Here is a 26460-nt window from a genome sequence, read left to right as displayed (position 1 = left end):
GGTTTCACCAATTTTAGTGGACAGAACACTGCTATTACTGGAATCTGCGCGTTAATTCTACTTTCAACCTTTAGTTCTAAATCATAGCCACCAGCTTCAATCTAGTGGTAGCGGTGTTCAATAATCTTTGAGAGAACGTTCTCCCGCTGTTAGGCTTTGGCCATATCAAACTGGGATTCCTCCAGCCGGTTAAAGTCCTGGGCCAGCAACGTGGCTTCCAAGTAAAGGGTCAACTGCCGCTTAATGTACAGCTTATTTTCTTCCCCCGGATGTTGCGCGTTTCCTCCCAAAACGGCGGCCGCAAACTTTGCCGGGTCCAACTTGATTTTGTCACTCTTAGCCATTTTGACACACCTCTGATTTCTAAGGATAGACCGCCTACAGGAATTGATAAAAATAGCAATTTCATTTTAAGTAAAATGTAAGCGGTTTTACGGTCATTATTCTAAGGTTATCCGCGCCTAAATGCAACACATTTTCAGGGCTTCTAAATCGGTCTACTCGCGACAATCAGTGACTTAAAGTCATTGCAACCGGTTGTTCTTTTAATGATAAATTTTTTAGTAAAGTGAGCAGTAAAATATCTCACGTATTCCCAACCTAATGAAAAGTCTCACCTCACTGCAAAACCCCTGAAAACACGCCAGGGCGGCAAGCCTCATGACGGCAACCGGTTGTCCCCCTTGACGACCTTCAGCGCAAAAAAAGAGCTTGGGCTAACTCACCCAAGCTCACAAATCTTGACTAAAATCTGATCACGTTTTGATGCCATTAAGTTAGCTGCTCACCGCGTTCCTGACCAACTTCGACGAACGGTGAGGCGGCCAGCTTCATCTAACCTTTTAAAAGCCTACTTCACCGAGGCAACGTACGTCTTCAATGCCGTCTCGTAGTCGGCCAATTGCTTCTGCGCCACCTCATTGGTCTTAGCGCTGGTACCGATGTAGAACTTCACCTTAGGCTCCGTCCCGGACGGCCGGATGCAGATCCACGTGCCGTCGTGTAGCCAGTACTTCAGGACGTTGGCTGCTGGCAAATCAATCTTACTGGTGCTGCCATCCGCGGTCGTCTTCACGCCCGTCGAGAAATCTTCGGCCGCATCAATCGCCGTGCCAGCAAAGTCTTGCGGGGCATTTTCTCTGAATTCACTCATCAGGTGAGCCATCTGGTCGGCCCCGTTGACACCGGGGAATTCCTCAAACGTGGTCTTTTCGGCGAAGTAGCCGTAGGTCGCGTAGAGTTCCTCGATCCCATCGTACAGGGTCATCCCGCGTTGCTTGTAATCGGCAGCGACTTCCGCCAACAGAACCGTGGACTGAATGGCATCCTTATCCCGAACGAATGGCTTAATCAGGTAGCCATAACTTTCTTCGAAACCGAAGAGGAAGGTGTGGTCGTGATTAGTCTCGTACTGGTGAATCTGTTCGGCAATGAATTTAAAGCCGGTCAGAACGTTCTTCATCTCAACGCCGTAAGCGGCCGCAATCTTCGTGGCCAATTCGGTGGACACGATGGACTTAACCACCCGCGAATTAGCGGGTAATTGCCCAGCCTGCTTGCGCGCCTTTAAGATGTAAGCCAGTAGAATCGAGGCAATCTGGTTCCCGGTCAACAGTTGGTAGTCCCCATTGGGTTGACGAACGGCGGCCCCCAAGCGATCGGCGTCGGGATCGGTGGCGACTAACAGGTCAGCGCCTTCCTTTTTCCCTAAGGCAATCGCCATATCGAAGGCCTGTGGAAATTCGGGGTTCGGGAACGGTACGGTCGGAAATTCCGGATCGGCAATCGCTTGTTCCGGCACCATGGTAAAGTTTTCAAAACCCGCCTTCCGCAGTGCGCGTTCACCGATGACTTTCCCAGTCCCGTGAAGTGGCGTGTAGATCAGCTTCATCGTCTTCCCGACGGATTTAACCAAGTCGGCATTGATGGTGACGCTCGCCACGTTCTGCAGGTATGGCTGGTCCACGTTTTCACCGATAATCTGCATCGTGTGGTCCGCACGAAGTTGTTGCTCGTCGGCGACCTTGATGCCAAAGACATCCTTGGCCGACCGCACGAAGTCGGTAATCATATCGGACGCCTTAGGGGGCATCTGACCGCCATCCGGCCCGTAAATCTTGTAGCCGTTGTACTGCTTCGGGTTGTGACTGGCCGTGATCATGATGCCCATGGCCGTCTGTAAATGCCGAACCGCGAAGGACAATTCCGGTGTTGGCCGCAAGTCATCGAAGACGAAGCTCGGAATATGGTGGGCACCGAGCACCCGAGCCGCCTCGTGGGCGAATTCCGTGGAATGGTACCGTGAATCAAAACTGATGGCCACCCCGCGTTGCTTGGTGGCGTCATCCAGCGTATCCAGGTAGCGGGCCACCCCTTCGGTTGCTTGCCGAACCGTGTAGACGTTCATTTGGCCAATTCCGGGGCCCATTACGCCCCGCATGCCGGCAGTTCCGAAGCTCATCGGCCCACTGAAGGCCGCCTCCAGCGCCTGCGGATCGTCCGCCATGGCGTCTAGTTCCCGCTTAATGTCGGGAAGCATCGTGGGTTGTTCTTGCCATACGCGATAATTATCTTGCCAACTCATCTAAACCTCTCCTTTTTCCTTGAGTATTCTCTCATTCGTACTTCCGGGGACCACCACCGATTCTCCCCTGATGGCCCCGGTCGCATTCAAACCAACATCACCACTATACCAGTAATGCCGTTTATTTTCACAAAACGGACGATTCTTTCCCTTAGTGAGAATCTAAACGGTGCTTACTTGGTGCCAGCTAAATATTGATAGGCAATCTTGTGGGTGACGGACTGATTGGCCGGCAACACGATGTCCCCAAAGTCTTGATGGTGAATGGCGTCCGGCAACGCCTGGGCCTCCAGTGCCAAGGCGTTATAGTCGCGGACCGCGGCTCGCTTTGGGTCGGTTGGATTGGCCGTGAAGACCACCAAACCGTTCCGATCGGAGTAAATGGCGAGCCGGCGATGTCCGGCCACATCCCCAATGGCGGCAATCGGCGTAGTGGCACTCGGCACCACCTCGAAGGCGTCGTCGTATTCGACCTTACCGGCTTCCTTGAGTTGCTTCAAGCCATCGGTAATCTTCCGGGGTTGACTGAAGTCATAACCAGTTCCGACCGTTGGGAGTTTCTTCCCCGTTGGCACCTTGGTGGCATCGAGCTCCAGGCGATGATCCCCACTCAGGAGTAGCCACTGTTGGTCGAGGCTCTGCTGATCGTCGGTCACGTTAAAGTACGTGTGAATCGTCGGGTTAAACAGCGTATCGGCATCGCTCTTCCCGGTAAAACTAATCTCCAAGCGATCGGCCGCCGTTAACGTGTAGGTGATGGTGGTCGTCAAGGTGCCCGGGTACCGATCATCCGCCGGCGTCGCGGTATAGGTCAGATCCAGGCTAGCCGTATCATCGGTGGTGTGCGTTGTTCCCGTCCAGTTGACGTTCCGAAAGCCATGAGGGCCGCCGTGAATGGCATTGCCGTCATCGCCGGCTTCCAAATGAACCGTTTGGCCATCTAGGTCAAATTGCGCCCCGCCAATCCGACCAGCAACCCGGCCTAAGGCTTGGCACAGAGCCCACCCGTTATGATCGTAAGCGGCGAGATCCGGTTCCCCCACCACGAGTTGTTGCCGTCGGGTGCCCTCGATAACACTAAATTCTTGTAACGTCGCGCCCCAGGATAAAACGGAAACGCGGGTTCCTTGTTGATTAGTTAACAGGTACTGGGTGATCGACTGGTTGTCGATGGTCCCCATGACAGTCTTGGTTATTTTCATCGTAAAATGCCTCCCAATTAGAATCCGTTTTCATTGTATAATATTCGGCTGGTCAGTACCAATTTTTTTATGAAAAGAACCATGTTTAGCCACAACCGTTTATTTCCGAAAACAGTAATACTTTTACTGGACTTATCGTTTGATTATTAGCTATACTTACTTCGAATCGTGCACTGATACACAATTAAATTGTTTGAGACAAGGAGGAACTATTTATGCCATCTACAACTGCTGCCGCTGAAAAGCTACTGCTCCAAATGGTCGATGACTATACCGAACGGGAAATCAGTCCCGAAGATATGCCCATGGACGCAGCGGGTGACTTTCCAGCTGGCTTCATGCAAAAGTTAACAGATACCGGCTTTCTCGGCATCATGTTGCCCCAAGAATTTGGGGGCGCCGGCTTCGGCCCGGAAGTAACTGCCAAGGCCTTGAACCACATTGCCCGGGGCAACGCCAGCACGGCTGTGACCCTCGAAGGCCATTTCAAGACCATCGACCAAATCCTAAAGTTCGGGACGCCGGCCTTGCAAAAACAACTCCTACCTTCCGCTAACGACCGAATCTTCGCCTTCTCCATGACCGAGGCCTCCGGGGGCTCGAATCCCCTGGGCATCAGCTCCACGGCAACTCGCGAGGGTGATCACTGGGTCATCAACGGCGATAAAATCATGATTACGAACGGCGGCCTGGCTCAGGTTTACTGCGTGCTGGTCAAGACCGCACCTAAAGAACTCTCCGTCTTCGTGGTCGACCAAGACATGCCCGGTTTTTCATTCGGGAAACGCGAGGACTTCATCGGCCTGAGCGGTACGCCCGTGGGTGAAATTGTGATGGACCACATCATCGTTGACGACGACCACCTGCTGGGTAAGCTAGGTGACGGTGGCATCATTGGTGACTCCGCCCATGACGATGCCCGCATCCTGATGGGCGCCGTCCTCACGGGAATCATGGAACATGAATTAAAGATTGCCACCGATTACGCCAAAGAACGCAAGGCCGGCGACACCCCACTGACCGCCCTGCAAGTCACTCACCGCAAGGTTGCCGACATCGCCATGCGGAAGGAAACCACGCGTTTGCTCTACCAAAATGCCGCGAAATTAAAGGCGGCTGGTCAACCTTACAGTGAGGAAGCCGCCATGGCCAAGGCCCACGGCTCCCGCGCCGCCGTCAGTGCCGGCGATGACACCTTACAAATTCTGGCTGGTTACGGCTACAGCCGCGAATACCCGGTTGAGCATCTGATTCGGGATGCCCGGGCAATGGAAATCGCCGAAGGAACCGTTGAAAAGATGCGGTCCGCCATTGCTACCGCCGAATTTAACAAATAGGAGGTCTCCCCATGAAAATTGTCGTATGTATTAAACAAGTCCCCGAAACCAACAACGTCACCATCGACCCGGTCACGCATAACCTGGATCGTCGCGGCCTGGCCGGGGTCATGAATCCCTTTGATAAAAACGCCATCGAACTGGCCCTGCATCTCAAGGACACGGCGACCGAAGACGTTCAGGTCGCCCTACTCACCATGGGTCCCGATGATTACGCGGAGTCTTTGCGTGAAGGTATGGCGATGGGCGCCGATACGGGTTACCTCCTGTCCGACCGGGCCTTTGCCGGTGCCGATACCTTGGCGACCGGATACGTGATTGCCCAGGCGTTAAAGAAGATTGGCGATGCCGACCTAATTTTATTTGGGCGCCAAGCCGTGGATGCCGATACCGGTCAGGTGGGCCCCATCGTGGCCGAATTTCTCCACCAGCCCCAGATTACTTATGCGGCAAGCCTGCGCTTGAGCGGTAAAAACGAAGTCACCGCCGAACGCCTGCTGGAAGATACCAAGCAGACGCTAGTGGCCCAACTCCCCGCCGTGGTCAGTGTCCGTAGCGAGCTGAACACGCCACGTTACCCGACGCCCCGCAATATCCAGTTGAGCTTCGATAAGCCGTTGACCGTTTGGCATCACGACGATCTCGACCTCGACGATTCGCGGTTAGGCCAAGCCGGCTCGCCAACCATCGTCACCAAGGTCTACGCGCCTAAGCCTGTTAAACGGGAACTAACGCCGCTGACCGGAACGCCGAGCGAAGCCGCTAGTCAACTCATCAAGGCCTTAAAGGGTCGTCAATTAATCTAAGGAGGAATCTGCTATGTCAAAACCAGAACTGTGGGTCATCGCGGAACGCCGCTTAGACCACATTGAACCCACGACGCAACAACTGATTACTAAGGCTAAGCACCTCGCCGGAAACGCCTTTCACACCGTGGTCATCTTATTTGAAGCCACCAACGATCACTTGGAAGACGAATTAAAACCGTACGGTCCCGATGAGATTCGAGTTGTTCGCGACGACCGTTTCCCTACGGCGACCGACGCCGAACACGCCGATGCCCTGGAACAATTAGTCCACAAATATCAACCGAATTCCATTCTCTTCGGCGCCACCATCACCGGTCGATCCATCGCCCCACGCCTGCAGGCCAAGTTCCAAACCGGCCTGACCGCCGACTGTTTGGACCTGCGTTTTGATGACGACACCTTGGTCGCCACCAAGCCATCCTACGGAGACAACATCATGTGTGAAATCATCTGCCCCGATCACCGGCCACAAATGGCCACGGTTCGGCCCAACACCTTCGTGGCCGAGACCACGACTGGCGATGCGACCGTCACCACGGACACCATCACCTTCCATCCGGTTGACCGGTTGCAGGTCAAGGCCGCCACACCGGTCGTCAACACCGCCACCACGGTCGGCGATGCCACCCGCGTAGTCGCCTTAGGTCGGGGGGCCGCCAGTGCGGCCACCATCGACACAGCAACCCAGTTGGCCGAAAAATTAGGCGGACGAATCGGCGTTTCCCGGCCACTAACCGACCAAGAGCGCTTTACGCACGACGACCAAATTGGTCAAAGTGGCAATACGATTCATCCGGAATTAATCCTGAACTTCGGGATCAGCGGTGCCGTCCAATACCTCGTGGGGATGCAAGACTCCCAGACGATTGTGGCGGTCAACGCGGATAAGGACGCGCCAATCTTTGACGTGGCCGATTACGGCTACGTGGGAGACGCCTCTGCCTTCATGTCCGCTCTGTTGGACCAATTCGTTTAACGACTTAGGTTGCGGAGAGCTGGCCACCTTGCCGTTCGCTCCATTTCGGAGAATGGTCCAAATAACGCAACGCAAGAATCGACCAACACAAGTAAAATGCCGGCACATCAACGTTTTGATAGCGTTGGTGTGCCGGCATTTTTTTGTACAGTTAACTTATGGTGGCTGGAAGCGGCATGTGATTGTGCCAGTCGGTTAACGATGCTGTGGTGCTGTTTTCGTAGCCGAGAGTGAGCCAAATCTGGGCTCAGCCGGGCATTCATAGTTGGTGAACTTCCAACTCTGAATGGGCGTCTTGGAAACGCCGATCTGTGGCGGTTTCAAGCGAGGGACGAGACCGCTTCTCAGGCTCGTCCCGGTCCTCTCCCCAGCGTTCCAGCCCAGAATTTGGCGAACGGCAAGGCGGCCAGCCAACAACCACGCCGTCAAAAAAATCACAACAACTTTCAAAAAAGCTGCAACAAATCCGGCCTATTTTACATTAGTAATAAGTATAGGGGCCGGTTCGCCAGTCAGAGCGCCAACAATTCGGCCAGCAGTTGCCGTGCCGATTCGTTGAGCTTGTCCTGCGACTTGTCGTTGCCTAGGTGCGTGTAGATTTCACCGACGTAGACGTCATCCGCGAATAACCGGTCGAAGACGGCGTCAATAATCGGTTGGGTTGCGGCCTGTTCCTGAACCGGACCGAACGGATTGGCAAAGAAGGTCGTGCTCATCCCCACTTCATCCGTGGTGCCCAGCGCCTTACGTTTACCGGCGATGAAGGTCGCCTTCGCCGTCTCCTGGTCCGTGAAACGGTGAACGCCCACCGCATCATCATAGTTGTTGGCGTACACCCACATGTCGATGTGGTGGTGGGCCACAATCCGTGGCCAGGTATTGGCCGGAATGATGACCCGCGCGTTCTTCTGTTCGGGGTTCATGTAGATCCCCCGGTCCATGTTGTTGAAGGCCACCTCACTGCTCAAGTCATCGAGCCGCACGAAAGCCCCGGTCTCGGTACCTTGCGCGTAAAGTTCCTGACCGTCTAGCGTGAAGCTCCCCATGTCGTCAAAGATCGTCTCCATGCTGACAATCTGGTCGTCGGCCACCTGTTGTAAGGCCTCGATGGATTCGGATTTTCCGGCACCGGAATCGCCGAAGAAGACCACCGTCTTGGTCTGCCCGTTGGCAAAGGTAATCTTCATCATCGACCCGTGAATCGGCAGGCGTTTCTGCGCAATCATGTGCAGATTGTGCAGGGTCAGGCACATCTTCTTCATGTAGCCAAAGTAGGTAGTCTGGTCGTTGTACGGAATCTGGCCCACGTAGATGTCATTGGCCTGGTCGTAGAAATAGTGACCGTTCTCCGGATCGGTATCCGTGGCCACACCCGGCGTCCCAAACAACAGAACCAGATCCGGCTTGTGGTCGGCCACCTGCTGGGCATCGGCGAGCTGGAACAGGTTCGCTAGCGCCAGCCCGGAAGCCAGGTAGTCGCGGTGGAAGTAGATGTAGGCCAGACTCTCACCAATCATGGCGGGGTAACAGAAGAAGTCGTCCGCCGTCCCCTTAAAGTTGGTCAGTGGGTTGACCTGGGTGGCCGTGAAGGTTCCCTTCCGCTTGTTACTCTTGGTGTGAAGCATCATTGGCGGCCGCAACATGATGCGGTCGATGAATCGGATATTTTGGAGTTTCTCGTAACCGGCGGGCATCGGCCATTTGAGCTTCTGCAACAGCACGCAGGCACTCGACCCGGCGCTCACTTGCCGGTACACGTGGTTGGCGTGACCCTGCAGCTTCTCCTCAATCGTCCGGTATAGCCGAATAACCAGGTCGTTGAAGCGCTGGTCGATGGTCATAAATTCACTGGCAACCACGTCATTACGCTTGATGGTCATCGTGGCGACCCGCAGATACGTCCGGTAATACGAATAGAGGTCTTCGATGCTGGCCAGAATTTCTGATTTTTGGTACGTGGCAAAAGCATCCGGCTGATCGGTCAGAATCGCCTTGATAGTGGCCAGGTAAACCTGAGGCGTGACCAGATTAAAGGTGGTCGACGCATCGGCGACTTCTGGCGTGTGATCGCGTTGTTCATCCAAGAATAACCGCACAAAATCGGCGAGTTCGTCACTGTTAACGAGGTCGAAGATGCTGGTAATAAAACGCGTATTGTAATCCAAGACCGCCACGTTGCGGTCCGGATTGGCATAAAATGAAGCCAAATCAATTGCTGCTGGTGTCTGCATGGTGAAGCCCCTTTCATAATGTCTTAACGGTAATTTTAGCCTAAAAGCCGACCAGAAGGAAGTGACTTTACACTTTAATTAATGGCAATCGCGATTTTTGTGACTTACCATAAAGATGTGAAGCGCTATCAAAATATTTATAATTGGCACGGCGCCTCTCGATTCGACTCGGTCGTGCCCGTGAAAGGAAGTTTCTGACATGAAAATTGATGGTCATACCCAGTTAATCGCGCTCATCGCCCATCCGGCGGGGCATTCGCAGTCACCGGCGATGTACAACTTTGCCTTTGACCACGAGAACATGAACGCCCGGTTCTTGGCGCTGGACGTGGAACCCGAGAATCTCGCCCAGGCAATTGCCGCCGTGCGCGCCTTCAAGATGCCCGGCGTCAGCGTTTCGATGCCCTTTAAGCAACGCGTCATCCCCCTGCTCGACCACCTCGATGACGCCGCCAAGATGATTGGGGCCGTCAACACGGTGGTCAACCACGACGGCGTCCTCACCGGCTACACCACCGACGGCATTGGCTTTATCAACGCCTTAAAGGACGCCCACGTTGCCTTGACCGGCCAAACCATGACCTTGGCCGGTGTAGGTGGCGCCGGAACCCCGATCGCCATTCAGTCCGCCCTCAGCGGCCTAAAGACCCTCAACGTCTTCAATCTCAACGACGCCTCGGTGGCCAATGCCAAAAGGGTGGTCAAGGTCATCAACGAACAGACGCCATGCCACGCCAGCTTCACACCCCTCGAGGATCGTGGTCTGTTTCAGCGCGCGATTGCCGACAGCGACATTTACACGGACGCGACCGGTTTAGGCATGGGGAAGCTCGTCGACCAGACCTTGGTCGATGATCCAACCTGGTTTCACCGCGACATGACCGTCTTCGATACGGTGTATGCGCCGGCCGAAACCAAGCTGATGCGCGTGGCCAAGCAAGCCCAGGTCGCCCACGTCCTCAACGGTCAAGGTATGTTGCTCCATCAAGGGGTGGCGGCCTTTAAGCTCTGGACTGGCCACGACATGCCGGTAGAAGCTGTGCGTCACGAAATTTTTAAGGAGGACTAGCAATGACTGAAAATTGGTTAGGTTTAGACGGTAAGGTGTGCGTCGTTACCGGCGCCATCGGTGGCATGGGCACGAAGATTTGCGAAGCCTTGGCGGATCAAAACGCGAAGGTGGTCGCGCTGGACATGAAACAAGACGCCGTGACGGCATTTGCGACGAAGTTAGCCGCGGAGCACCACACGGCGACACTGGCGGTGGCCTGCAACGTCACGGATGAAGCTAGCGTCAAGGCGGCGGTGGCCCAGGTACACGCCAAATTCGACCGCGTTGACGTGGTCATCAACACGGCGGGCATCCTGAAGTTTGACCCGCTAGAGGATCTCGACTACGCGACCTGGAAGCAGGTTCTCGATGTGAACTTAAACGGCTACTATCTGGTAACCCACGAATTTGGCAAACTGATGATTCAGCAACGTCACGGGACCTTCGTGCACATCTCCACGGTGGCCAGTGACATCCCCGAGACTTACAGCGGCGCTTACAGTACCAGTAAGGCCGGCGTCAACATGCTGTCCAAGCAGGTCGCGGCCGAATGGGGGATGTTTGGCATCCGTAGCAACGTCCTCGAACCTTGTCTGGTCAAGACGCCGATGTCCGCGGCCTTCTATGCCGATCCGGAAGTCGAAAATGGCCGCAAGAAGCTGACCGCCAGCAAGCGCATCGGGACAACCGACGATATTGCCAACGCCATTTTGTTCCTGGCCAGCGACCGGTCCAGCTACATCAACGCAACCGGCCTGGCCATTGACGGCGGCTTCAGCGTCATGATGCAAAACCAGATCCCTAAGCCCGGTGGTCGCCGCAGATTCGCGGAAACGCACTAACCTTGCGTTAGTCCGTCGAAATGACAACTATTGCCTAAAAAAGCTATCTCCCATCAGCCACAAATGACCGATTCGAGATAGCTTTTGTCTCTTATATTAAAGGTTGAAAGTAAACTCAACGCGCCGATTTCCGAGAGGGGAGTGTTCTGTCCACTAAGATTAGTGAGACCAGGAGCCTGCGCCTGCCAGGGGTTCCGCCTGCTATGGGGGACGCCTCCAGCCTGAGAGGCGGGCTTCCGGTTCGCTTGGAAGCCTTGCCAAACTCGCAAGTCTCCCAAGTCGCCCCACGCTGTAAGCTGAGAAAAAACCTCAGCTAACACCGTCGACACAGCTGGCTCCACCCCTGGCGATCTCCGGCAAGGTAGTGCTGGCCAGCAACAGTAAGGTTTATCGGTAAATCAGTCGTTATGTCGAGTTAAGCCGCTGGTTGCTGACCAGCACTCTCGCAGCCGTAAGTGAGCCAAATGGGTTCAGCCGTGGGAGTTCCCTTAGTGGCACGGATTCATGCCGCTTAGGGAACTGGCGTCTTTGAGACGTGATTTCTCGGCTCAAAGCGAGGTGTCGAGACCGTACTGTGGCTCGGCCCGTCCGCCCACCGCGATCCAACCCATATTTGGCGAACGGTAAGGCGACTGCTTTCCACTACGAAATTGTAAACGACTGATATTAACGTCATGAGTTGCGCGATGACCATAGTTTTAGTCGATTTCTATTTTTCAACCTTTTGTCTCTTAACTAAAGTAAACCTAACGCGCCGATGCCCGGGTTGCCAGTGCGTCGTTTGAAACGCCTAATCCTTATTCTCATCTGCCTGCATCTCGTCAACGGCTACGATCTTCTTCAACTGATACGTGTTCCACAGCTTGAGGGGATCACGCGGCGTAATGGTTAGGATGACCACCACGTCCCTATCGCGTTGCCCCAGCGTCGCCAGGTACAGCTTCTCGTGATCAGTATTCCCCAGCGCATAGGCCACGTGAACGGATCGCGCTTGACGAACCGCCGCGGCTACCGTCGTGCTAAGTTGCGCCAGGCGGGCCTCATCTGGCGCGGACACCAATTGATCCATGACCGTCTGCGCCAGACGGAACGGTCGATTGGTCTGCATGTAGGTGTTAAACCCACCGAACGCTACCAGTAACCCCGTCAGTCCCAGCAGGCTCAACGTGGTGCGTTGGGGCAATAGCGCGTGCCAAATCGCAGTGAACGACTGCTGGTGAACGCCCGACAACGCGCCCACACCGGCGACCAGCAGTAACATGAGGCCCCAACAGGCCAGTAAGCTGAGACTCACCCGCAGAAAGTCCAACCGGTACAGTCCCCAGCCGGTCGACTGGTCATTGCCGCCAATGGGCCGTCCCAGTACCAGTATCAAGCCGCCGAGGGCGATTAAGAAGATGAAGACTGGTGCCTTGGCCCCCAAACTATGAACGAGCATGTTCTCTCCCCCTATTCGTTACCCCTATTGTAAACCGAAACGCTACCTAAACCGTTTAATCGTTACAATGTTAGGACTTCTTTAAGGAAAAAAGCGTGGGCCATTTAATCTAGGACGCACAAGGGCCTGAGACAAAACCGCCCAGGCCCTTGTGCGTCGCCTTGATATAGCTGAAACGTGCATCAAAGGACAACCGGCGACTAATCGCCTTTTATCCCCTCTCCATATCAGGCGTTTAAGCCGCTTCCTTGGTCTTGCGACCGTCGCGTAACATGGCCGCGAAGATCCAACCCACCACGGCAATCACCAGGAAGGTCACGAAGACCGCGTGATATCCCGATAGCGTCGCGGCGGCGTGACTGGCAACCTTGACGTGGCTGGCCGTGACCATCGCCAGAATCAACGTGGCCACCGCCACCCCGGTCGACCCGAGAATTTGCCGTACGGTCGTAATGACCGCCGTTCCGTGAGAAATCAATTGGTCGGGCAAGGAGTTCGCCCCCAACGTGACGGCCGGCATCATGACGAAGGCGTTGCCCCCTTCAATCAGCGCGGCAATCAGAATCATGGCAACCAAGGACTGCCGACTGGAAACGACCGCTAGCCATAACCAACCAACCACAATCATCGACATCCCCGTGAGCATGGTGGCCTTGAAACCGATACGATCGGCCAATTTCCCGGTCAACGGATTCAACAGACTCAGGACCACGGCACCGGGAACCAGCGCCATGCCGGAAGCGAACGGCGAGATGCCCAGCACTTCCTGATAGTACAATGGAAAAATAATCGTCACGACGATTAACGCGATGTAGGACGTCCCGGTCAGTAGAACCGCCAGATCGAAGTTGAAGGTCTTGAGAACCCGCAGATCCAGCAAGGGCGTGTCCATCTGAAATTGCCGCCAAACGAAGAAAGCCACGGCCAGCAGGCTAACGACCAGCAACCCGGTCATCAGGCCCCAGTTGACGTTGGCCTTGCCAATCTGGTTGACCACGTAGAGAATCCCGATGAACCCGACACTGCTGATGACGGACCAGTAATCCAGATGGGATTCGTGTTGGGGCATGACATCCTTAATCGTCTTCAACGCGATTAGGAAGACGAGGGTAATGATGACCATGAAGACCACGAACAAGCCCTGCCAGGTGGTGTAGCGCAGAACGATACCGGAAATGATCGGCCCCACGGCCAACGCCGAACCCATGACCAGGCCGGCCATCCCCATGACGCCGCCCCGCTGTTTCTCTGGGGTAATCCGCAACATGACCGTTTGATACGATGGGAACATGATCCCCACGGCCATGGCTTCCATCACCCGTCCCAGCATCATCAGGCCGAAGCTCGGGGCTAAGTAAATAATAAAGGTCCCGATGTCAAATAAGGCCAGCACACTAACGAACAGCACCGGAAAGCGAATGTTGTTGAGTAACCACGGACTGACCGGCATCATGACCACCATCACCAGCATAAAACCGGTGGTGAGCCACTGCACAGTCGAAGCCGGAACCCCGAAGTACCGCATCAGCGTGGGGTACGCCGTGGACAGCGATGATTGGCTGATTGACATCGTGAAGGTGCCCGCCAAGAGTGTCCAGATAAAGGCTAAATGATTGTATGATCGCCCCTGTAAATCAATTGGTTGTGCCATGTAATTCCTCCCTCATGCCTACTTTAGAAGCATTATCAACTGACTTTTATCCTAGTCCTTTTCGCGTTTTCTGTAAACTCAGGCGTCCCGCAATTGCCGCCTATACAATCAAGTTACTTATCCGCTAATCTTTGGTACAATGGAGCTAATTAGGGCCGAGCATCATCGGTCAGCGGACTACGCAAGGAATGAGGGTAAACGATGGATTTAGTATCATATTTACACGACGAAATTAACTTCTTGACGGAACAAATGAATCGCGCCAAGAAGGAAAAGGATAATGCAATGAACTTTCTCTGCGACGCCCGGATCACCGAGGCCAAACGGATCTTGGAACAGATTGACCAGGGAAAAATTGATCGGTTAAAGGCCGAGTAAGCACCACCAACGCTACACGGGCGCGTCTGGGACCATCGTTCCAGACGCGTTTGTGCCGTAAAAACACGCTTAGGAGGATGGAGGATGTCATTAAAAACCATCATCAATAGTCTAATTTTCATCGTTATTTTGGCCTTAATCGCCTTTCTAGTCTTCAACTTTATCACCGACTTCCGGACCACCCTATTCGTGGTGCTCGTCCTAGTGGCTGCTATTTACGCGAAGACCCATTTCTTCAAGCGCCACGTTGAGCGGTGATTTTCAGGTTGGCGTTCGCCTAAACGCGCAATTAGGTGTAGATTAGTAGTGTACGAATTTTTGAGGAGGCAACACATTGATAACCATTAAATCAGATCGTGAAATTAAAAAGATGGCCGAATCAGGTGCCGTTTTAGCCGGGGTTCACAAGGGCTTGCGCGACATCATTAAGCCAGGTATTTCCAGCTGGGAAATCGAACGGTTTGCCAACAAGTACATCGCTGAACACGGCGCCACCCCGTCCGAAAAGGGCTTCGAGGGCTACAAGTATGCCACCTGCGTCAGCGTGAACGATGAAGTCGCCCACGCCATCCCTCGCAAGGACTTGCTGCTCAAGGAAGGCGACATCGTAGCGGTCGACATGACCGTTAACCTGGACGGCTTTGAAAGTGACTCTTGCTGGACCTACGCTGTCGGCAAGATTAGTCCAGAGGCCCAACACCTGATGGATGTCACCAAGAAATCCCTGTACTTAGGGATCGACCAGGCCGTGGTGGGTAACCGGATCGGTGATATTGGTCACGCCATCCAAGCCTACACCGAAGGCCAGGAACACATGGGCGATGTCCGGGAATTAATCGGTCACGGAATTCAGCCAACCATGCACGAACAACCGAACGTGCCGAACTACGGTGAAGCGGGCAAGGGCCTGCGGTTACGGGCCGGCATGACCATCACCATCGAACCCATGATTAACCTGGGGACTTGGGAGATCGCCTCACGTGAAACGGCCGACAAGTCTTGGGAATACTACGTCACGGCCGATGGCTCACTGTCCGCACAATACGAACACACGCTGGTCATCACCGACGATGGCCCGAAGATTTTGACTTCACAAGACGACCCGATTGACGAAAAATACCGGCTCAAATTCTAGGAGGCTGTTCGCATGGCACTGACGAATCACACCCCGGAGCAAACGGTCCAGCATCTCTTCGACCAGATTGCCCCGCAATACGATCAGATGAACAGTGTCATCAGTCTGGGCACCCATCGTCTCTGGCGGCAACACGTCATGACGGCCATGGCGGTCCGTCCTGGTGACTTCGCACTCGATCTGTGTTGTGGCACCGGCGACTGGACGCTGGCCTTGGCCCACGCGGTCGGCCCCGCCGGGCGTGTGGTTGGACTGGACTTCAGCCCCGTGATGATTCGCGAGGCTCAACGAAAGGTCCACGCTGCCGATTTAACCGGGCGCATCACGTTGCGGCAGGGCGATGCCATGCACCTGCCCTATCCCGACAACAGCTTTAACGTGGTGACGATTGGCTTTGGCCTGAGAAACGTCCCCGATGCCAATCAGGTGTTGCGGGAAATGGCCCGCGTGGTGAAGCCGGGCGGCCAGGTGGTCTGTCTGGAGACCTCCCAGCCGACCAATCCGCTTGTTCACGCTGGGTGGCAGGTCTACTTCGGCCATGTCGTGCCGTTGATGGGTAGTCTGGTGGCGCACCATTACCAAGCCTACAACTATCTTCAGCGCTCCACCCATCAGTTCGTCTCAGCCGGCGAACTGGCCGAGATGTTTACCGCGGCGGGATTGACCCGCGTGCACTACCACCTCTTCAATCTGGGGGCGGCGGCCGTGCATTTCGGGTACAAGCCCTATTAAACGAAAGAATCCGTCGAATCGGCGATGATCGCTCATCACTGACTCGACGGATTTTTGTATTATCTGAACTAATGATTGAAAGTAGACCTAACTCGTTAAGCCCTAAATGGTCGTGTTCTACCCATTAGATTGGTAAAACCAGGAGCCTGCGCCTGTCAGGGGTTCCGCCTGCTATGGGGGACACCTTCAGCCTGAGAAACGGGCTTCCGGTTCGCTTGGAAGCCTTGCTAAGCCCGCAAGTCTCCCAAGTCGCCCCACGCTGTAAGCTGAGAAAGGCCCTCAGCTAACACCGTCGACACAGCTGGCTCCACCCCTGGCGATCTCCGGCGGGATGGTGCTTATCAGCAACATCGGAGTTAGTCACCAGATTAGCCGCTACCTAGGGCTAAGCCGCTGATTACTGACCAGCACTTCATTAGCCGTGAGTGAGCCAAATATGGGTTCAGCCGTGGGAGTTCCCTTAGCGGCGGGTTTGGCCGGTTAGGGAACTGGCGTCTTTGAGACGTGGACTATCGGCTCAAAGCGAGGCCGAGACCGCCTCTCAGGCTCGGTCCGGTCCGCCCACCGCGATCCAACCCATATTTGGCGAACGGTAAGGCGGCCGGTTTCCATCTCTCCGTCTTTGTAGCTAGCCAGCTGGTCGGCTGCTAAAGCCAACCGTGATGCTCGCGATCCCAGTCACGCTTACGGCTTCCGGAGACGAAGGGATTGCCCGCCACCGTGAAGCGTAGTGGCCGGTCCTGCCAACTGCCGGCCGAGACCCCTACCCGTGAAGAAGCCAGCACCTGCCGCGGTTGCCGTGTCACTTCCGGCGTGATGGTCAGGTTCTGCGCACCCAGCATGGTTCGATTCAGGGCCTTGGATTGAATCCCCAGTGCGGCCATTAATTTCCCCGGGCCATTGGTAACGTCCGGTACCGGCTTGTCCCGATTTTGCTGCATCAGGTCGAGACCTTCATGCGGTTCAATTCCCCGAATCAGAATTCCTTGGGGCGTGCCGGCCGCCTGGGTCGCGACATCGAACATGTAATAGCCTCGCAGAATATAGATATAAATGGTTCCGGGAGCGTCATATAACGCCGCGTTGGCCGCCGTGTAGCGCCCGTTAAAGGCGTGAGCGGCCGTGTCCTGTTCCCCCAGATAGGCCTCGGCTTCGACAATCCAGCCGCTCATGGTTCCCGCCGGCGTATGATAAATCAACTCGTGGCCCAGTAACTCCTGGGCAATCTGCGGCGTGGGCCGTCCCGTGAAAAATTCTGCTAAAGCATCTGACATCGTTTTATCCTCCAATTTTACTATGTTAGAATGGGGCCATGGAGATGATACCTTATGGCAATTAAATGCGAACGAATCTACACCAAGCCCGCCGATCTTGACGGGTATCGCGTGCTCGTCGACCGTCTGTGGCCGCGCGGCATATCTAAGGTCAATGCTCAACTGGCGACCTGGGAAAAGGAAATGGGACCCACGACCGATTTACGGAAATGGTTCAACCACGACCCCGAAAAATTTCCAGAATTCAAAAAGCGCTACGTTGCTGAACTCGAAGAAAACGAAGCGCTACCCGCCTTTTTAGACCTGGTCGCCACACAACTCGTCGACCAAGACGTGATTTTATTATACGGCGCCAAGGACGAAGAACACAACCAAGCCGTCATTCTTAAAGACTTTCTGCTTGAACGTTTAGCGGACCGAGTACCCGCCGCACGGTTGACAGACTGAGCTCACGGGTGCTGCTCAGCATGGCATCGGCCTGCGGCAGTCTCTCTTGATTAATCCCAATGGTTAGGCACCCAGCCGCTTTGGCCGCCTGCACGCCCGTCACGGTGTCCTCGAAGGCCACACAGTCTGCGGGATTCTGGTGAATCAGTGCGGCCGCGGCCAGATAGACGTCCGGCGCGGGCTTGCTGGCCTTGAGGTCTTTGGCCGCCACGATGTGTGGGAAATACCGGTCCAGCCCCAGGTGGGCAATCTCGGCCGGCGCATTGGTTGAGGCGGAGGCCAACGCCAGCGGATAGTCCGCCGCCACGAGCTCATCGAGAAAGGCCGTCACACCGGGCAAACGATTAGCCGGCGTCAGAGCGGCCACATACTGTCGATACAGCGCGTTTTCGTGGTCCGTAATCATTTGGCGCTGGTCCGCACTAAACGCGTTCTGACGGCCAACAGAGGCCAGAATCGTCAACAAGGAATCGGCCCGACTCATGCCTGGTAAGGTAGCGGCTAACTGGTCGGTCCACGGAATGTGGAGTTCCTGCGCAACCGTTTGCCAAGAAGCCAAGTGGTATTGCCAGGAATCGGCTAACACCCCGTGGAGGTCAAATAAGAAGCCGCGAAGCTGTCGAGCTTGCATGTAATCTCCCCCTTCGTGAAAGCGTTTCAAATTTAAGCCTATTATACACCAAAACAAAATGGTTCACCGCTTTAAACTATGCGGTGAACCATTGTTAATTTAACGAATAACGATAACCGAAACGTCCGACTTCTTGGCGAGCCGTAAGCCAATTGCGCCGGGACGGCCGTGACTGGCGAAGTCCACGTCCGCGCCACAAACCACGAGGTCCGGTTGGAAATCCGGGATAATCTTTTGAAGGACCACGTCATCGACATCACCGCCCTCGGCGACGATTGGCCGGACGTCCTCCACGCCAAATGCCGTGGCCTGATCGGCGTAACTCTTCACAATGGCTCTGAGTTCGTCACGCTTCTCATTCAGTTTATCCGGCATTAAGGACTCATAAATGCTGATATCATCGCTTTCCAACACGGAAGCAATGCCCAGGTGCGCCTGGTAATCGCGCGCCATGGTCATCGCGAAGCGAAACGCTCGTGTGGTTGAGGGCCGGTCATCCTCATCAATCGTGATTAAAATTCGCCGGAAAAATAGTGGATTGTTTATCTCGTCTGCCATAAAACCCCTCCTGCAATGTTTGGTGATTCGGCCCTATTGTATCATACCTGCCGCCGAAAATATTGGCGAGATTCACGATACGGTCGACCACGAAAAAACGCCTTTCCTGAAATTGGAAGGCGTTTTGTGTTAATTTTCAAGTTTGATGGGTCGCTGCTATTTCCAGTTACATTAGCGACCTCTGAAACCCACTATCTGGCGTGGTCCGGTGACAAAATCATTGGGCCGCGAACCGCGCGGGGCAGTTCGACCGTAATCCGGCGAACCACAACGGGTTGAGGAACCACCACCGGTGCTGGTTTTGGCTTGGCCGCTAGCATGTGCCAAATGGAATGCAGTAGTAGCAAGCAGACAAACATCAGCGGGAAGCCGGCGATTGTCGACACCGTTTGAACCGTCTTGAAGCCCCCGACCATCACAATCCCGAAGGAGAAGATGATGAAGACGACGACCCAGATCATCCGGTTCCAGCGACTAGGTTCCTGACCGTCATCCAAGTGAAGACTGGTAAAGGACGACACGATGAAGGCCGACGAAGAAATCGTCGTGGCCAAGAAAATGAAGCAAGAGATACAGTACAACGCTAAAATAATCATCTTAAATGGCAACGTCGCAATGACCGTGGAAACCACGGCGGCTTGGCCCTGCGTATTCAAGATGTGGACCAAGTTAACGGCCCCGGTCCGTTGTAGCCACAGGGAGTACCCTCCGAAGATGGCGTAGAAACTCATGCACCCTAAGGCCCCGTACGTCAACATCCCGACTAGGACCTGACGAATCGTCCGACCCTTAGAGATCCGGGCGATGAACAGCCCCATGACGGGCATGTAGGACAACCACCAGCCCCAGTAGAAGATGGTCTCTTGCTGAGCGGTGCTATCCCCACCGTTGGGTAACGTGTTGGTCGACATCGAAATAAACTTCTGAGCCATGAGCCCAATACTATTCGTTTCGGAATTCAAAATATAAATCGTGGGTCCAATAATTAAAATAATGGCTAAGAGACCCAACGCCGTCCAAATGTGGGCGGAACTCAACCGATTGATTCCCCCGTTTAATCCGTGGAAAACCGTGACGGCAAATAAAATAAACAGAATGACAAAGAGTTCAATCTTAAGCATGAGGTTGTCTTGAACCCCGGTAAGCCGGCTTAATACCTTCGAGATGATTGGAATTTCCATCCCCACGGATGAGCCAATCCCCCCCATGATCCCAAAGACCACGAGAAAATCAACCACGTGACGCGCAATGACCTTGCCCTTGCTGTCACCCTGTAAGCTGGTGATGGCGGCACTAACCCGTTGAACCTTGGCGTGCTTAACGTAAAGGACGTAAGCAATCGCAATCGTGGCGGGTGCAAACATCATCCACGCCATCGGGCCCCAGTTGAACTGCCCCAACATGTGGGCGGCGCCGTAAGCGTTGCTTGAAAACGGCTTGAAGCCAAAGGCGGGGTGTTGCAGGTACCGCAGCGGGTCAACGATGGACAGCATCAAGATACTGGCATCAATCGCCGTGGCGAAGACCATTGATCCCCACTGAAAGTTGCTGTAGTGGGGCTTGTCATCGGCATCGCCCAATTTAACCTTACCAAATTTACCAAATGCCAAATACATAAAAAATAAAAAGTTGATCACGTACACCATCAAATAGGCCCAAGACATGTGCGTATCAATCCAGTTCAATAACGAACTCAGAGTGGTTTGTAATTGGTTACCACCTAAGATAAATAGCAATGACGCGAGAATAAATAAAACGATGGTTGGTACGAATACTAACTTATCAATATTTTTACGCGCTAAAATAAATAATCCTCCTCATTTGTTTCCTGGAAGCAAGCTTCCAGCGGTCATGCTCCGAAGAGATTGTACGAAAAAAGCGCCATACACGGGTCGTCACACGAGCCACCTGTACAGCGCCAATCACGGTTAAATACAAATTGCCTACGCAAATCTCTTTGAATCAATATCCAAAGTCTATTATACGCGGACACTAGGATTAGTAAAATCTTGAATAAGGATAAGATTTCTCTGCAGAAATTAAAGCGTTTACATCACCAATCATCATTGGATTCTAAGAATTTGATTAGAATTTAGGTGATAGCTTAACCCTTTGTCTTAGTCAAACTTTTCTGGCCACTTAGCCCGTGCGGCGGCATTGCCAGTGGGACCGTTATCAATTTCCTTGATGACGTGCGCAGGGTTCCCCACTAAGACGACGTTATCGCCGAAGGACTTGGTCACCACGGCGCCGGCGCCGACCACAACGTTATTTCCCAGCGTCACACCGGGAAGGACCGTGACGTTACCGCCAAACCAGGCGTTATCGCCGATGGTGATGGGCGCCCCCATCTCGACGTCGTGAACCCGCGCCATGGCGTTCAGCGGATGAACCGGCGTGTACAGTCCCACGTTGGGCCCGAAGTAGCAGTGCTCGCCAATCGTAATTGGGCAAGTGTCCAACAACGTCATATTGTAGTTGCCGTAGAAATGGTCACCGATATGGATATTCCAGCCGTAATCGTATTCCAAGCCGGCCTCAACGAAGAAATCATCCCCGCTATCCGCCATCAGCTGGCGATACCCCGCGTTCCGTTGATCATTGTCGTCTAATTGATTGACGGCGCTTAGTTGCTTTCTAACCGCGACCCGCCGTGCAATCAGTTCTGAATCGAATTGTTCGTAAGGTTGGCCCGCCGTCATTTTTTCCCGTTCCGTTGCCATTGCATCAATCACTCCTCTTACCATCCATGATACCACTTCTCTTCGACGTCCATTCGCCAATCCCAATAAGGTAGTCCGCTTTATTCGCCTTACCATTTGTGGAATCTAGGCTGGATCGCTGGGGAAGGCCGGTCCGATCCATAGAGCGGTCTCAAACTCGTTTACAGTCATTGGTTTTGACTGATTCCAGGTATCAAAAAGGCGTTTCAGCTATCTGCCAAAACACCTCCGAACTTAATAATCATCATCAATTACCGTTAACCGCCGCTAAGCCTACGCGTTTTCCGCTGCTGATTCACCGGATACCGTCTGTTCACGCAGAATCCAGGTAATCCCGTAGGCGTCCACGACCTGGCCCATCTTGCCACCAAAGCTTTGTTCGCCAAATGGACTGATGACCTTGACATCAGACTTAAGGAGCCGCTGATAGAGCCCAGCTAATTCCTTAACGCTGGCAGAATCATCGGCGTCCACGTCAATCATCAATGAGATTAACGTGGAGGACGTGGGTTGCCCCATCAAAGCGTCGGCACACTGGATGTCCAATCCCAGAATCTTAAAGCCGCCGCGCATCGTCATTTCCTCTAAATTAACGGTGGGCGCTAACCCGAATTGTTCGACTTCCTCTGCCGTTGGGCTGACCCGGTAGGCATTGGTTGCCCCAAAGACGCTTTGATAGTACGCAATGGCCTCTTTGGCGTTTTCGAATTCCAAATATGGAATTAACTTTGCTTGCATCGTCGGTACCCCATTCACTACTTAATTTTTAAAACGTTTTGCCTGTCACCGGTGGACCGGTACTAGTCCCCCTAATGAGATTAACCGCATGTGATCTCTAGTTGTTATTATACCCTTAATGACCACGAAACGGTAGGTCACGAAGGCCCTTGGCAATATCCGCCACCGATTGTTCTGGTGTGGTGTGGGTCAATGGTGCTTGTGATGCCGCAGATTGCGGCTTATCTACTGGTGTCGCAGCGGGCGTCTTTTTAGGCGTTACCGTCCCGGATTTTTTAACCGATTGATGGCGCGTCGATCCCATTTGGTCCATGGTCTCATTGAGCAAATGATCGACGAACACGTTACCCTGGTTGGTCGCGTGGCCCTTGGTCCACTGATACTGCAGTTGGGTGAATTGCGGCAACAGGCGATCGACGTCCTGCCACAGTTCGGCGTTGGCCAACGGACCGGCACTACGCTTCCAGCCGCGGCGTTTCCAACCGGCTAACCACCCTTGGGTAACGGCGTTCAAGACGTAACGGGAATCTAACACAAAGGCAATACTCGTCTGCGTTTGGTGTAGCTCTACCAGCCGCTGAAGTGCGTTGCGAAAGGCCATGATTTCCATGCGATTATTGCTGGCGCCGAATTCACCGGCCGAACCGGTCACCACGCGCTCGGGTAACTCGATCCGGTAGGCCCAGGCTGCCTTGTCGCCGTTGCGCACGTGACCACCAGCGACGTTTCCAGTGTTTCGCGACCCGCCGTCCGTGTAGACGGTAATGGCCGCCGTCTGCTGGGATGCCGGCGTCGCTGGGCGTTTGGCCGTGGTGGGTTTGGCGCCGCTGGGTTTAGCAGTCTCCTGCATAAAGGCTGTGGCCGCACTAGCCGTGGTAAAACTCTTGTATTGGGCACCGGAGAACCCACTGACCTGCGCCTGCGTTTCCGCCCAGGTCCGATAAATTCCCGGCTTTCGTCCGCGGCGAACCGCGTAGTATTTCTGTGCCACATTCATTCCTCGCTTTCAACCTAATCTTAGCTAGTTTACCATAGATTTCATCATTCTAAATAAATTCGATATGATAATCCTTATGAAGCCGATGCCATCCCCCGACCGGCCGGAAAAAGAAATTTTGCGCTCCACCTTCGCAATCTTTAAAAATCAATAATTTTAAAGTGTAAATTGTTTCCATAACTTTTAGATTATGCTAACCTAGTAAGTGTGAGTTAATGGCCGGAGACTGTCATTTTTTACTTAATTTTCCAAATTTCTAAGGGGGTTTTTGATGAAAAATCCAATCCATGCGTCCATAATTACCGTCGAGCAAGCCCGCGCAATGCTTAAAGACCAGCGTGATCAACGCGATGAACGTTTCCCACAGCTGGCCTCCTCCGGCCAATTTATCTTACCAGACTATCGGCTAACCCGTAAGCGTGAGGCCTTTAAGATTCGGCGGCATACTTTTTTAAAGAAACATTTCCGTTCCTACGTGGCCTTTGATTCCGACAACGGTCAGACCTTGTGGATTCACAACTTCTCTAGTCTCTCCGAGGCTTGTTTCTGGCTGAACACCGGCCTCAAGCCCAACGACACGGACTCTGCCGGCTCCTACCAGAGTTGGAAGGAAGACCACGTGACCGAGATTGAAGCGCTCAAGGATCAGTTGCGCGCCCAACATCAAGAAAAGAAAAAGGTCGTGCCCGCCCCGAAACCGGTGACCGTCACGACCGTTAAAAAAGCTAAGCGCGCTAAAGCAAAAAAGAAATAAGCACGTCACCTCTCACGAGCTATCGACCGTGAGAGGTTTTTTAAACATTAAAATCGGCAACTAACGGTCCCGCCGTCAGTTGCCGATTTTTTTGATTTTTGACTAAAGATTGAAAGTAGAATAAACGCTCTGATTCCCGTGATGGCAGTGTTCTGTTCACAAAATTGGTGAAACCAGAGGCCTACGCCTGCCAGGGGTTCCGCCTGCTATGGGGGACACCTCCAGCCTGAGAGGCGGGCTTCCGGTTCGCTTGGAAGCCTTGCCAAACCCGCAAGTCTCCCAAGTCGCCCCACGCTGTAAGCTGAGAAAAAACCTCAGCTAACACCGTCGACACAGCTGGCTCCACCCCTGGCAATCTCCGGCGGGCATGATTTTTATCAGTAACACCGGCGTTTATCGCCAAAATGGTTGTGACGTGGGGTTAAGCCGCTGGTTGCTGGCCAGCACTCTCGCAGCCGTGTGTGAGCCAAATAGGGGTTCAGCCGTGGGAGTTCCCTTAGTGGCATCATGCCGCTTAGGGAACTGGCGTCTTTGAGCCGAGAAATCACGTCTCAAAGCGAGGTGTCGAGATCGCACTGTGGCTCGGCCCGTCCACCGCGATCCAACCCCTATTTGGCGAACGGTAAGGCGACCACTTTCCACTGCGAAACTGTAAACGACTAAACTTAACGTCATGAATTGCACGATGACCATAGTTTTAGTCGATTTCTTTTCAACCTTTAGTTTTCGATTAAAGGTCCAAGTGAACCTGCTTCGGGTCCGTCTTGACAATCACCTTACCGTGGTGAATGGAATACAGGACTTCCGAGCGCTGGTTCAGGGCGTTGTAGAAGTTATCATTGTTCATGATGACCAGGTTGGCTGGCTTGCCCTCGGCGATGCCGTAATGGTCGCTGACGTGCATGGCTTTGGCACCGTTGGTCGTCACAAATTTGTAGGAGCCCATGATGTCGTCGTAACCCATCATCTGGGTGACATGAATCCCCATGTGGAGGGCGTCGAGCATGTTGCCATCCCCCATTGGGTACCACGGATCTTTGATGTCGTCTTCACCAAAGGCCACGTTGACACCGGCCGCATTCAATTCCTTTACTCGGGTTAAACCACGCCGCTTGGGATACGTATCGAAGCGACCGCCCAAGTGGGTATTGATTAACGGGTTAGAAATCATGTTAATGTGGGACATCTGGAGTAAACGCATCAGCTTGTAAGCGTAGGCGTTGTTGTAAGAGCCCATCGCCGTGGTGTGGCTGGCCGTGACCTGATCGCCCAAGCCGGTCTCCAAGGCCAACGTGGCGAGTGTTTCCAGACCTCGGGAAGCCGGGTCATCGATTTCATCACAGTGGGCATCCACGAGCTTGCCGTACTTCTGCGCTAAATCTACGGCAAAGTGGAGGGATTCCACGCTATATTCACGGGTAAATTCAAAGTGCGGGATGGCCCCAATCACATCGACTCCGAGCTTAGCGGCCTGTTCCATCAATTCCTTACCGTGAGGGAACGACAGAATTCCCTCTTGGGGGAAGGCAACCAGCTGTAACTCGATAAAGTCCTTCACTTCGTCGCGGACCTGAATCAACGCCTTGAGGGCCGTCAGATTCGGGTCGGTCACGTCCACGTGGGACCGGACAAACTGAACACCGTGACTAGCCTGCCGTTCCAGCGCTTGCCGGGAACGGGTCTTGACGTCCTCGATGCTTAACGTCTTCTTGCGTTCGGACCAGATCCGAATCCCGTCGAAGAGGGTCCCAGACTGATTCCATTCGGGGTCGCCCGCCGTCATCGTGCTGTCCAAATGAACATGGGGGTCAACAAAAGGTGGCAGAATTAATTTTCCCTGCGCATCAATCACCTGCTCATGATCCTTCGCCGTTAAATGATCGGCAATTGCCGTAAACTTACCGTCTTCAATTCGAATATCCTGTGGTTGCTGTGCATTTTCAATAAGACCTTGTTGAATTAACATGCGCGT

Annotated in this window: 25 protein-coding genes; 11 read left to right on the top strand and 14 right to left on the bottom strand. The window is 53.8% G+C overall.

The annotated features are described in order from the left end of the window. Positions 1 to 149 precede the first annotated feature (149 nt). The 3 genes from V8I28_RS04260 to V8I28_RS04250 all read right to left on the bottom strand — a co-directional run bounded on the left by V8I28_RS04260 (position 150) and on the right by V8I28_RS04250 (position 3786). Positions 150 to 344 carry a hypothetical protein gene (locus V8I28_RS04260; RefSeq protein WP_341778881.1) on the bottom strand — a complete coding sequence of 65 codons (195 nt, stop codon included), beginning with the start codon at positions 342 to 344 and terminating at the stop codon, positions 150 to 152. Positions 345 to 850: 506 nt separating this feature from the next. Further along, on the bottom strand, positions 851 to 2584 hold the full coding sequence (locus V8I28_RS04255; protein WP_341778880.1) for a phospho-sugar mutase: 1734 nt from the start codon (positions 2582 to 2584) through the stop codon (positions 851 to 853). Between the two features lie 173 nt (positions 2585 to 2757). Then, complete coding sequence (locus V8I28_RS04250; RefSeq protein WP_341778879.1) at positions 2758 to 3786, bottom strand: aldose epimerase family protein; 1029 nt, start codon at positions 3784 to 3786, stop codon at positions 2758 to 2760. Between the two features lie 215 nt (positions 3787 to 4001). Here V8I28_RS04250 and V8I28_RS04245 point away from each other — a divergent pair, with 215 nt between their 5' ends. From V8I28_RS04245 to V8I28_RS04235, 3 genes are read left to right on the top strand one after another with little or no spacing between them, the layout of a single operon-like run. Next, positions 4002 to 5123 carry an acyl-CoA dehydrogenase family protein gene (locus V8I28_RS04245; protein WP_341778878.1) on the top strand — a complete coding sequence of 374 codons (1122 nt, stop codon included), beginning with the start codon at positions 4002 to 4004 and terminating at the stop codon, positions 5121 to 5123. Positions 5124 to 5134: 11 nt separating this feature from the next. Then, a complete protein-coding gene (locus V8I28_RS04240; RefSeq protein ID WP_341778877.1) occupies positions 5135 to 5929 on the top strand; it encodes an electron transfer flavoprotein subunit beta/FixA family protein in 795 nt (264 codons plus the stop codon). A 13-nt stretch (positions 5930 to 5942) separates the two neighbouring features. Then, the gene (locus V8I28_RS04235; protein ID WP_341778876.1) at positions 5943 to 6908 is read left to right on the top strand and encodes an electron transfer flavoprotein subunit alpha/FixB family protein; all 966 of its coding nucleotides are present in this window, start codon (positions 5943 to 5945) and stop codon (positions 6906 to 6908) included. A gap of 512 nt (positions 6909 to 7420) precedes the next feature. Here the strand turns inward: V8I28_RS04235 and V8I28_RS04230 are convergent. Next, positions 7421 to 9139 carry a phosphoenolpyruvate carboxykinase gene (locus tag V8I28_RS04230; RefSeq protein WP_341778875.1) on the bottom strand — a complete coding sequence of 573 codons (1719 nt, stop codon included), beginning with the start codon at positions 9137 to 9139 and terminating at the stop codon, positions 7421 to 7423. Positions 9140 to 9338: 199 nt separating this feature from the next. On the opposite strand from V8I28_RS04230, the gene V8I28_RS04225 reads away from it, so the two are divergent. Together V8I28_RS04225 and V8I28_RS04220 are read left to right on the top strand one after the other, a co-directional pair. After that, positions 9339 to 10208 (top strand): quinate/shikimate dehydrogenase, encoded by an 870-nt coding sequence (locus V8I28_RS04225; RefSeq protein WP_341778874.1) that lies wholly within the window; start codon positions 9339 to 9341, stop codon positions 10206 to 10208. 2 nt (positions 10209 to 10210) lie between these two features. Further along, positions 10211 to 11032: an SDR family NAD(P)-dependent oxidoreductase gene (locus tag V8I28_RS04220; RefSeq protein WP_341778873.1), complete on the top strand. Its 822-nt coding sequence runs from the start codon at positions 10211 to 10213 to the stop codon at positions 11030 to 11032. Positions 11033 to 11822: 790 nt separating this feature from the next. Here V8I28_RS04220 and V8I28_RS04215 read toward each other — a convergent pair. Together V8I28_RS04215 and V8I28_RS04210 are read right to left on the bottom strand one after the other, a co-directional pair. Further along, complete coding sequence (locus V8I28_RS04215) at positions 11823 to 12470, bottom strand: hypothetical protein (protein ID WP_341778872.1); 648 nt, start codon at positions 12468 to 12470, stop codon at positions 11823 to 11825. Positions 12471 to 12705: 235 nt separating this feature from the next. Further along, a complete protein-coding gene (locus V8I28_RS04210) occupies positions 12706 to 14121 on the bottom strand; it encodes an MFS transporter (RefSeq protein ID WP_341778871.1) in 1416 nt (471 codons plus the stop codon). A 201-nt stretch (positions 14122 to 14322) separates the two neighbouring features. Between V8I28_RS04210 and V8I28_RS04205 the strand changes: the two genes are divergently transcribed. The 4 genes from V8I28_RS04205 to V8I28_RS04190 all read left to right on the top strand — a co-directional run bounded on the left by V8I28_RS04205 (position 14323) and on the right by V8I28_RS04190 (position 16366). Next, positions 14323 to 14499 (top strand): hypothetical protein, encoded by a 177-nt coding sequence (locus V8I28_RS04205; RefSeq protein ID WP_341778870.1) that lies wholly within the window; start codon positions 14323 to 14325, stop codon positions 14497 to 14499. Between the two features lie 84 nt (positions 14500 to 14583). Continuing rightward, positions 14584 to 14757, top strand: a complete 174-nt coding sequence (locus V8I28_RS04200) for a hypothetical protein (protein WP_341778869.1) — start codon at positions 14584 to 14586, stop codon at positions 14755 to 14757. A 76-nt stretch (positions 14758 to 14833) separates the two neighbouring features. Beyond that, positions 14834 to 15634 (top strand): type I methionyl aminopeptidase, encoded by an 801-nt coding sequence (gene map, locus V8I28_RS04195; RefSeq protein ID WP_341778868.1) that lies wholly within the window; start codon positions 14834 to 14836, stop codon positions 15632 to 15634. Positions 15635 to 15646: 12 nt separating this feature from the next. Further along, a complete protein-coding gene (locus V8I28_RS04190; RefSeq protein WP_341778867.1) occupies positions 15647 to 16366 on the top strand; it encodes a demethylmenaquinone methyltransferase in 720 nt (239 codons plus the stop codon). A gap of 647 nt (positions 16367 to 17013) precedes the next feature. Here the strand turns inward: V8I28_RS04190 and V8I28_RS04185 are convergent. Next, on the bottom strand, positions 17014 to 17640 hold the full coding sequence (locus V8I28_RS04185) for a DNA-3-methyladenine glycosylase (RefSeq protein WP_341778866.1): 627 nt from the start codon (positions 17638 to 17640) through the stop codon (positions 17014 to 17016). A gap of 54 nt (positions 17641 to 17694) precedes the next feature. Between V8I28_RS04185 and V8I28_RS04180 the strand changes: the two genes are divergently transcribed. After that, positions 17695 to 18087 carry a DUF488 domain-containing protein gene (locus V8I28_RS04180; protein ID WP_341778865.1) on the top strand — a complete coding sequence of 131 codons (393 nt, stop codon included), beginning with the start codon at positions 17695 to 17697 and terminating at the stop codon, positions 18085 to 18087. Here the strand turns inward: V8I28_RS04180 and V8I28_RS04175 are convergent. The 6 genes from V8I28_RS04175 to V8I28_RS04150 all read right to left on the bottom strand — a co-directional run bounded on the left by V8I28_RS04175 (position 18026) and on the right by V8I28_RS04150 (position 23728). Next, the gene (locus tag V8I28_RS04175; protein ID WP_341778864.1) at positions 18026 to 18718 is read right to left on the bottom strand and encodes an HAD family hydrolase; all 693 of its coding nucleotides are present in this window, start codon (positions 18716 to 18718) and stop codon (positions 18026 to 18028) included. The two genes, V8I28_RS04180 and V8I28_RS04175, sit on opposite strands and share 62 nt — an antisense overlap. Positions 18719 to 18817: 99 nt before the next feature. Beyond that, positions 18818 to 19276, bottom strand: coding sequence for a universal stress protein (locus tag V8I28_RS04170; RefSeq protein ID WP_341778863.1), 459 nt, complete (start codon positions 19274 to 19276; stop codon positions 18818 to 18820). A 191-nt stretch (positions 19277 to 19467) separates the two neighbouring features. Then, positions 19468 to 21081 (bottom strand): BCCT family transporter, encoded by a 1614-nt coding sequence (locus tag V8I28_RS04165; RefSeq protein ID WP_445928181.1) that lies wholly within the window; start codon positions 21079 to 21081, stop codon positions 19468 to 19470. Between the two features lie 312 nt (positions 21082 to 21393). After that, positions 21394 to 21999: a sugar O-acetyltransferase gene (locus V8I28_RS04160; protein ID WP_341778862.1), complete on the bottom strand. Its 606-nt coding sequence runs from the start codon at positions 21997 to 21999 to the stop codon at positions 21394 to 21396. 273 nt (positions 22000 to 22272) lie between these two features. Next, positions 22273 to 22737 carry a VOC family protein gene (locus tag V8I28_RS04155; protein ID WP_341778861.1) on the bottom strand — a complete coding sequence of 155 codons (465 nt, stop codon included), beginning with the start codon at positions 22735 to 22737 and terminating at the stop codon, positions 22273 to 22275. A gap of 115 nt (positions 22738 to 22852) precedes the next feature. Then, the gene (locus V8I28_RS04150; RefSeq protein ID WP_341778860.1) at positions 22853 to 23728 is read right to left on the bottom strand and encodes a ribonuclease H family protein; all 876 of its coding nucleotides are present in this window, start codon (positions 23726 to 23728) and stop codon (positions 22853 to 22855) included. Between the two features lie 277 nt (positions 23729 to 24005). On the opposite strand from V8I28_RS04150, the gene V8I28_RS04145 reads away from it, so the two are divergent. After that, complete coding sequence (locus V8I28_RS04145; RefSeq protein ID WP_341778859.1) at positions 24006 to 24488, top strand: hypothetical protein; 483 nt, start codon at positions 24006 to 24008, stop codon at positions 24486 to 24488. 730 nt (positions 24489 to 25218) lie between these two features. Here the strand turns inward: V8I28_RS04145 and codA are convergent. Further along, positions 25219 to 26454 (bottom strand): cytosine deaminase, encoded by a 1236-nt coding sequence (gene codA, locus V8I28_RS04140; protein WP_341778858.1) that lies wholly within the window; start codon positions 26452 to 26454, stop codon positions 25219 to 25221. Positions 26455 to 26460: the final 6 nt, after the last annotated feature.

This window comes from Levilactobacillus sp. HBUAS70063, assembly GCF_038374745.1.
Classification (GTDB): domain Bacteria; phylum Bacillota; class Bacilli; order Lactobacillales; family Lactobacillaceae; genus Levilactobacillus.
The sequence above is the reverse complement of the archived record's forward strand: the minus strand, read 5'-3'. Positions and strand labels throughout refer to the sequence as shown.

Bases quoted from the DNA above. Each gene is read 5' to 3' on its own strand.
- V8I28_RS04210 (WP_341778871.1), bottom strand. From the start codon at position 14,121: ATGGCACAACCAATTGATTTACAGGGGCGATCATACAATCATTTAGCC.
- V8I28_RS04250 (WP_341778879.1), bottom strand. From the start codon at position 3,786: ATGAAAATAACCAAGACTGTCATGGGGACCATCGACAACCAGTCGATC.
- V8I28_RS04235 (WP_341778876.1), top strand. From the start codon at position 5,943: ATGTCAAAACCAGAACTGTGGGTCATCGCGGAACGCCGCTTAGACCAC.
- V8I28_RS04180 (WP_341778865.1), top strand. From the start codon at position 17,695: ATGGCAATTAAATGCGAACGAATCTACACCAAGCCCGCCGATCTTGAC.
- V8I28_RS04220 (WP_341778873.1), top strand. From the start codon at position 10,211: ATGACTGAAAATTGGTTAGGTTTAGACGGTAAGGTGTGCGTCGTTACC.
- V8I28_RS04155 (WP_341778861.1), bottom strand. From the start codon at position 22,737: ATGCAAGCAAAGTTAATTCCATATTTGGAATTCGAAAACGCCAAAGAG.
- codA (WP_341778858.1), bottom strand. From the start codon at position 26,454: ATGTTAATTCAACAAGGTCTTATTGAAAATGCACAGCAACCACAGGAT.
- V8I28_RS04230 (WP_341778875.1), bottom strand. From the start codon at position 9,139: ATGCAGACACCAGCAGCAATTGATTTGGCTTCATTTTATGCCAATCCG.
- V8I28_RS04145 (WP_341778859.1), top strand. From the start codon at position 24,006: ATGAAAAATCCAATCCATGCGTCCATAATTACCGTCGAGCAAGCCCGC.
- V8I28_RS04185 (WP_341778866.1), bottom strand. From the start codon at position 17,640: ATGTCAGATGCTTTAGCAGAATTTTTCACGGGACGGCCCACGCCGCAG.
- V8I28_RS04160 (WP_341778862.1), bottom strand. From the start codon at position 21,999: ATGGCAACGGAACGGGAAAAAATGACGGCGGGCCAACCTTACGAACAA.
- V8I28_RS04260 (WP_341778881.1), bottom strand. From the start codon at position 344: ATGGCTAAGAGTGACAAAATCAAGTTGGACCCGGCAAAGTTTGCGGCC.
- V8I28_RS04215 (WP_341778872.1), bottom strand. From the start codon at position 12,470: ATGCTCGTTCATAGTTTGGGGGCCAAGGCACCAGTCTTCATCTTCTTA.
- V8I28_RS04240 (WP_341778877.1), top strand. From the start codon at position 5,135: ATGAAAATTGTCGTATGTATTAAACAAGTCCCCGAAACCAACAACGTC.
- V8I28_RS04175 (WP_341778864.1), bottom strand. From the start codon at position 18,718: ATGCAAGCTCGACAGCTTCGCGGCTTCTTATTTGACCTCCACGGGGTG.
- V8I28_RS04190 (WP_341778867.1), top strand. From the start codon at position 15,647: ATGGCACTGACGAATCACACCCCGGAGCAAACGGTCCAGCATCTCTTC.
- V8I28_RS04225 (WP_341778874.1), top strand. From the start codon at position 9,339: ATGAAAATTGATGGTCATACCCAGTTAATCGCGCTCATCGCCCATCCG.
- V8I28_RS04205 (WP_341778870.1), top strand. From the start codon at position 14,323: ATGGATTTAGTATCATATTTACACGACGAAATTAACTTCTTGACGGAA.
- V8I28_RS04170 (WP_341778863.1), bottom strand. From the start codon at position 19,276: ATGGCAGACGAGATAAACAATCCACTATTTTTCCGGCGAATTTTAATC.
- V8I28_RS04255 (WP_341778880.1), bottom strand. From the start codon at position 2,584: ATGAGTTGGCAAGATAATTATCGCGTATGGCAAGAACAACCCACGATG.
- V8I28_RS04245 (WP_341778878.1), top strand. From the start codon at position 4,002: ATGCCATCTACAACTGCTGCCGCTGAAAAGCTACTGCTCCAAATGGTC.
- V8I28_RS04200 (WP_341778869.1), top strand. From the start codon at position 14,584: ATGTCATTAAAAACCATCATCAATAGTCTAATTTTCATCGTTATTTTG.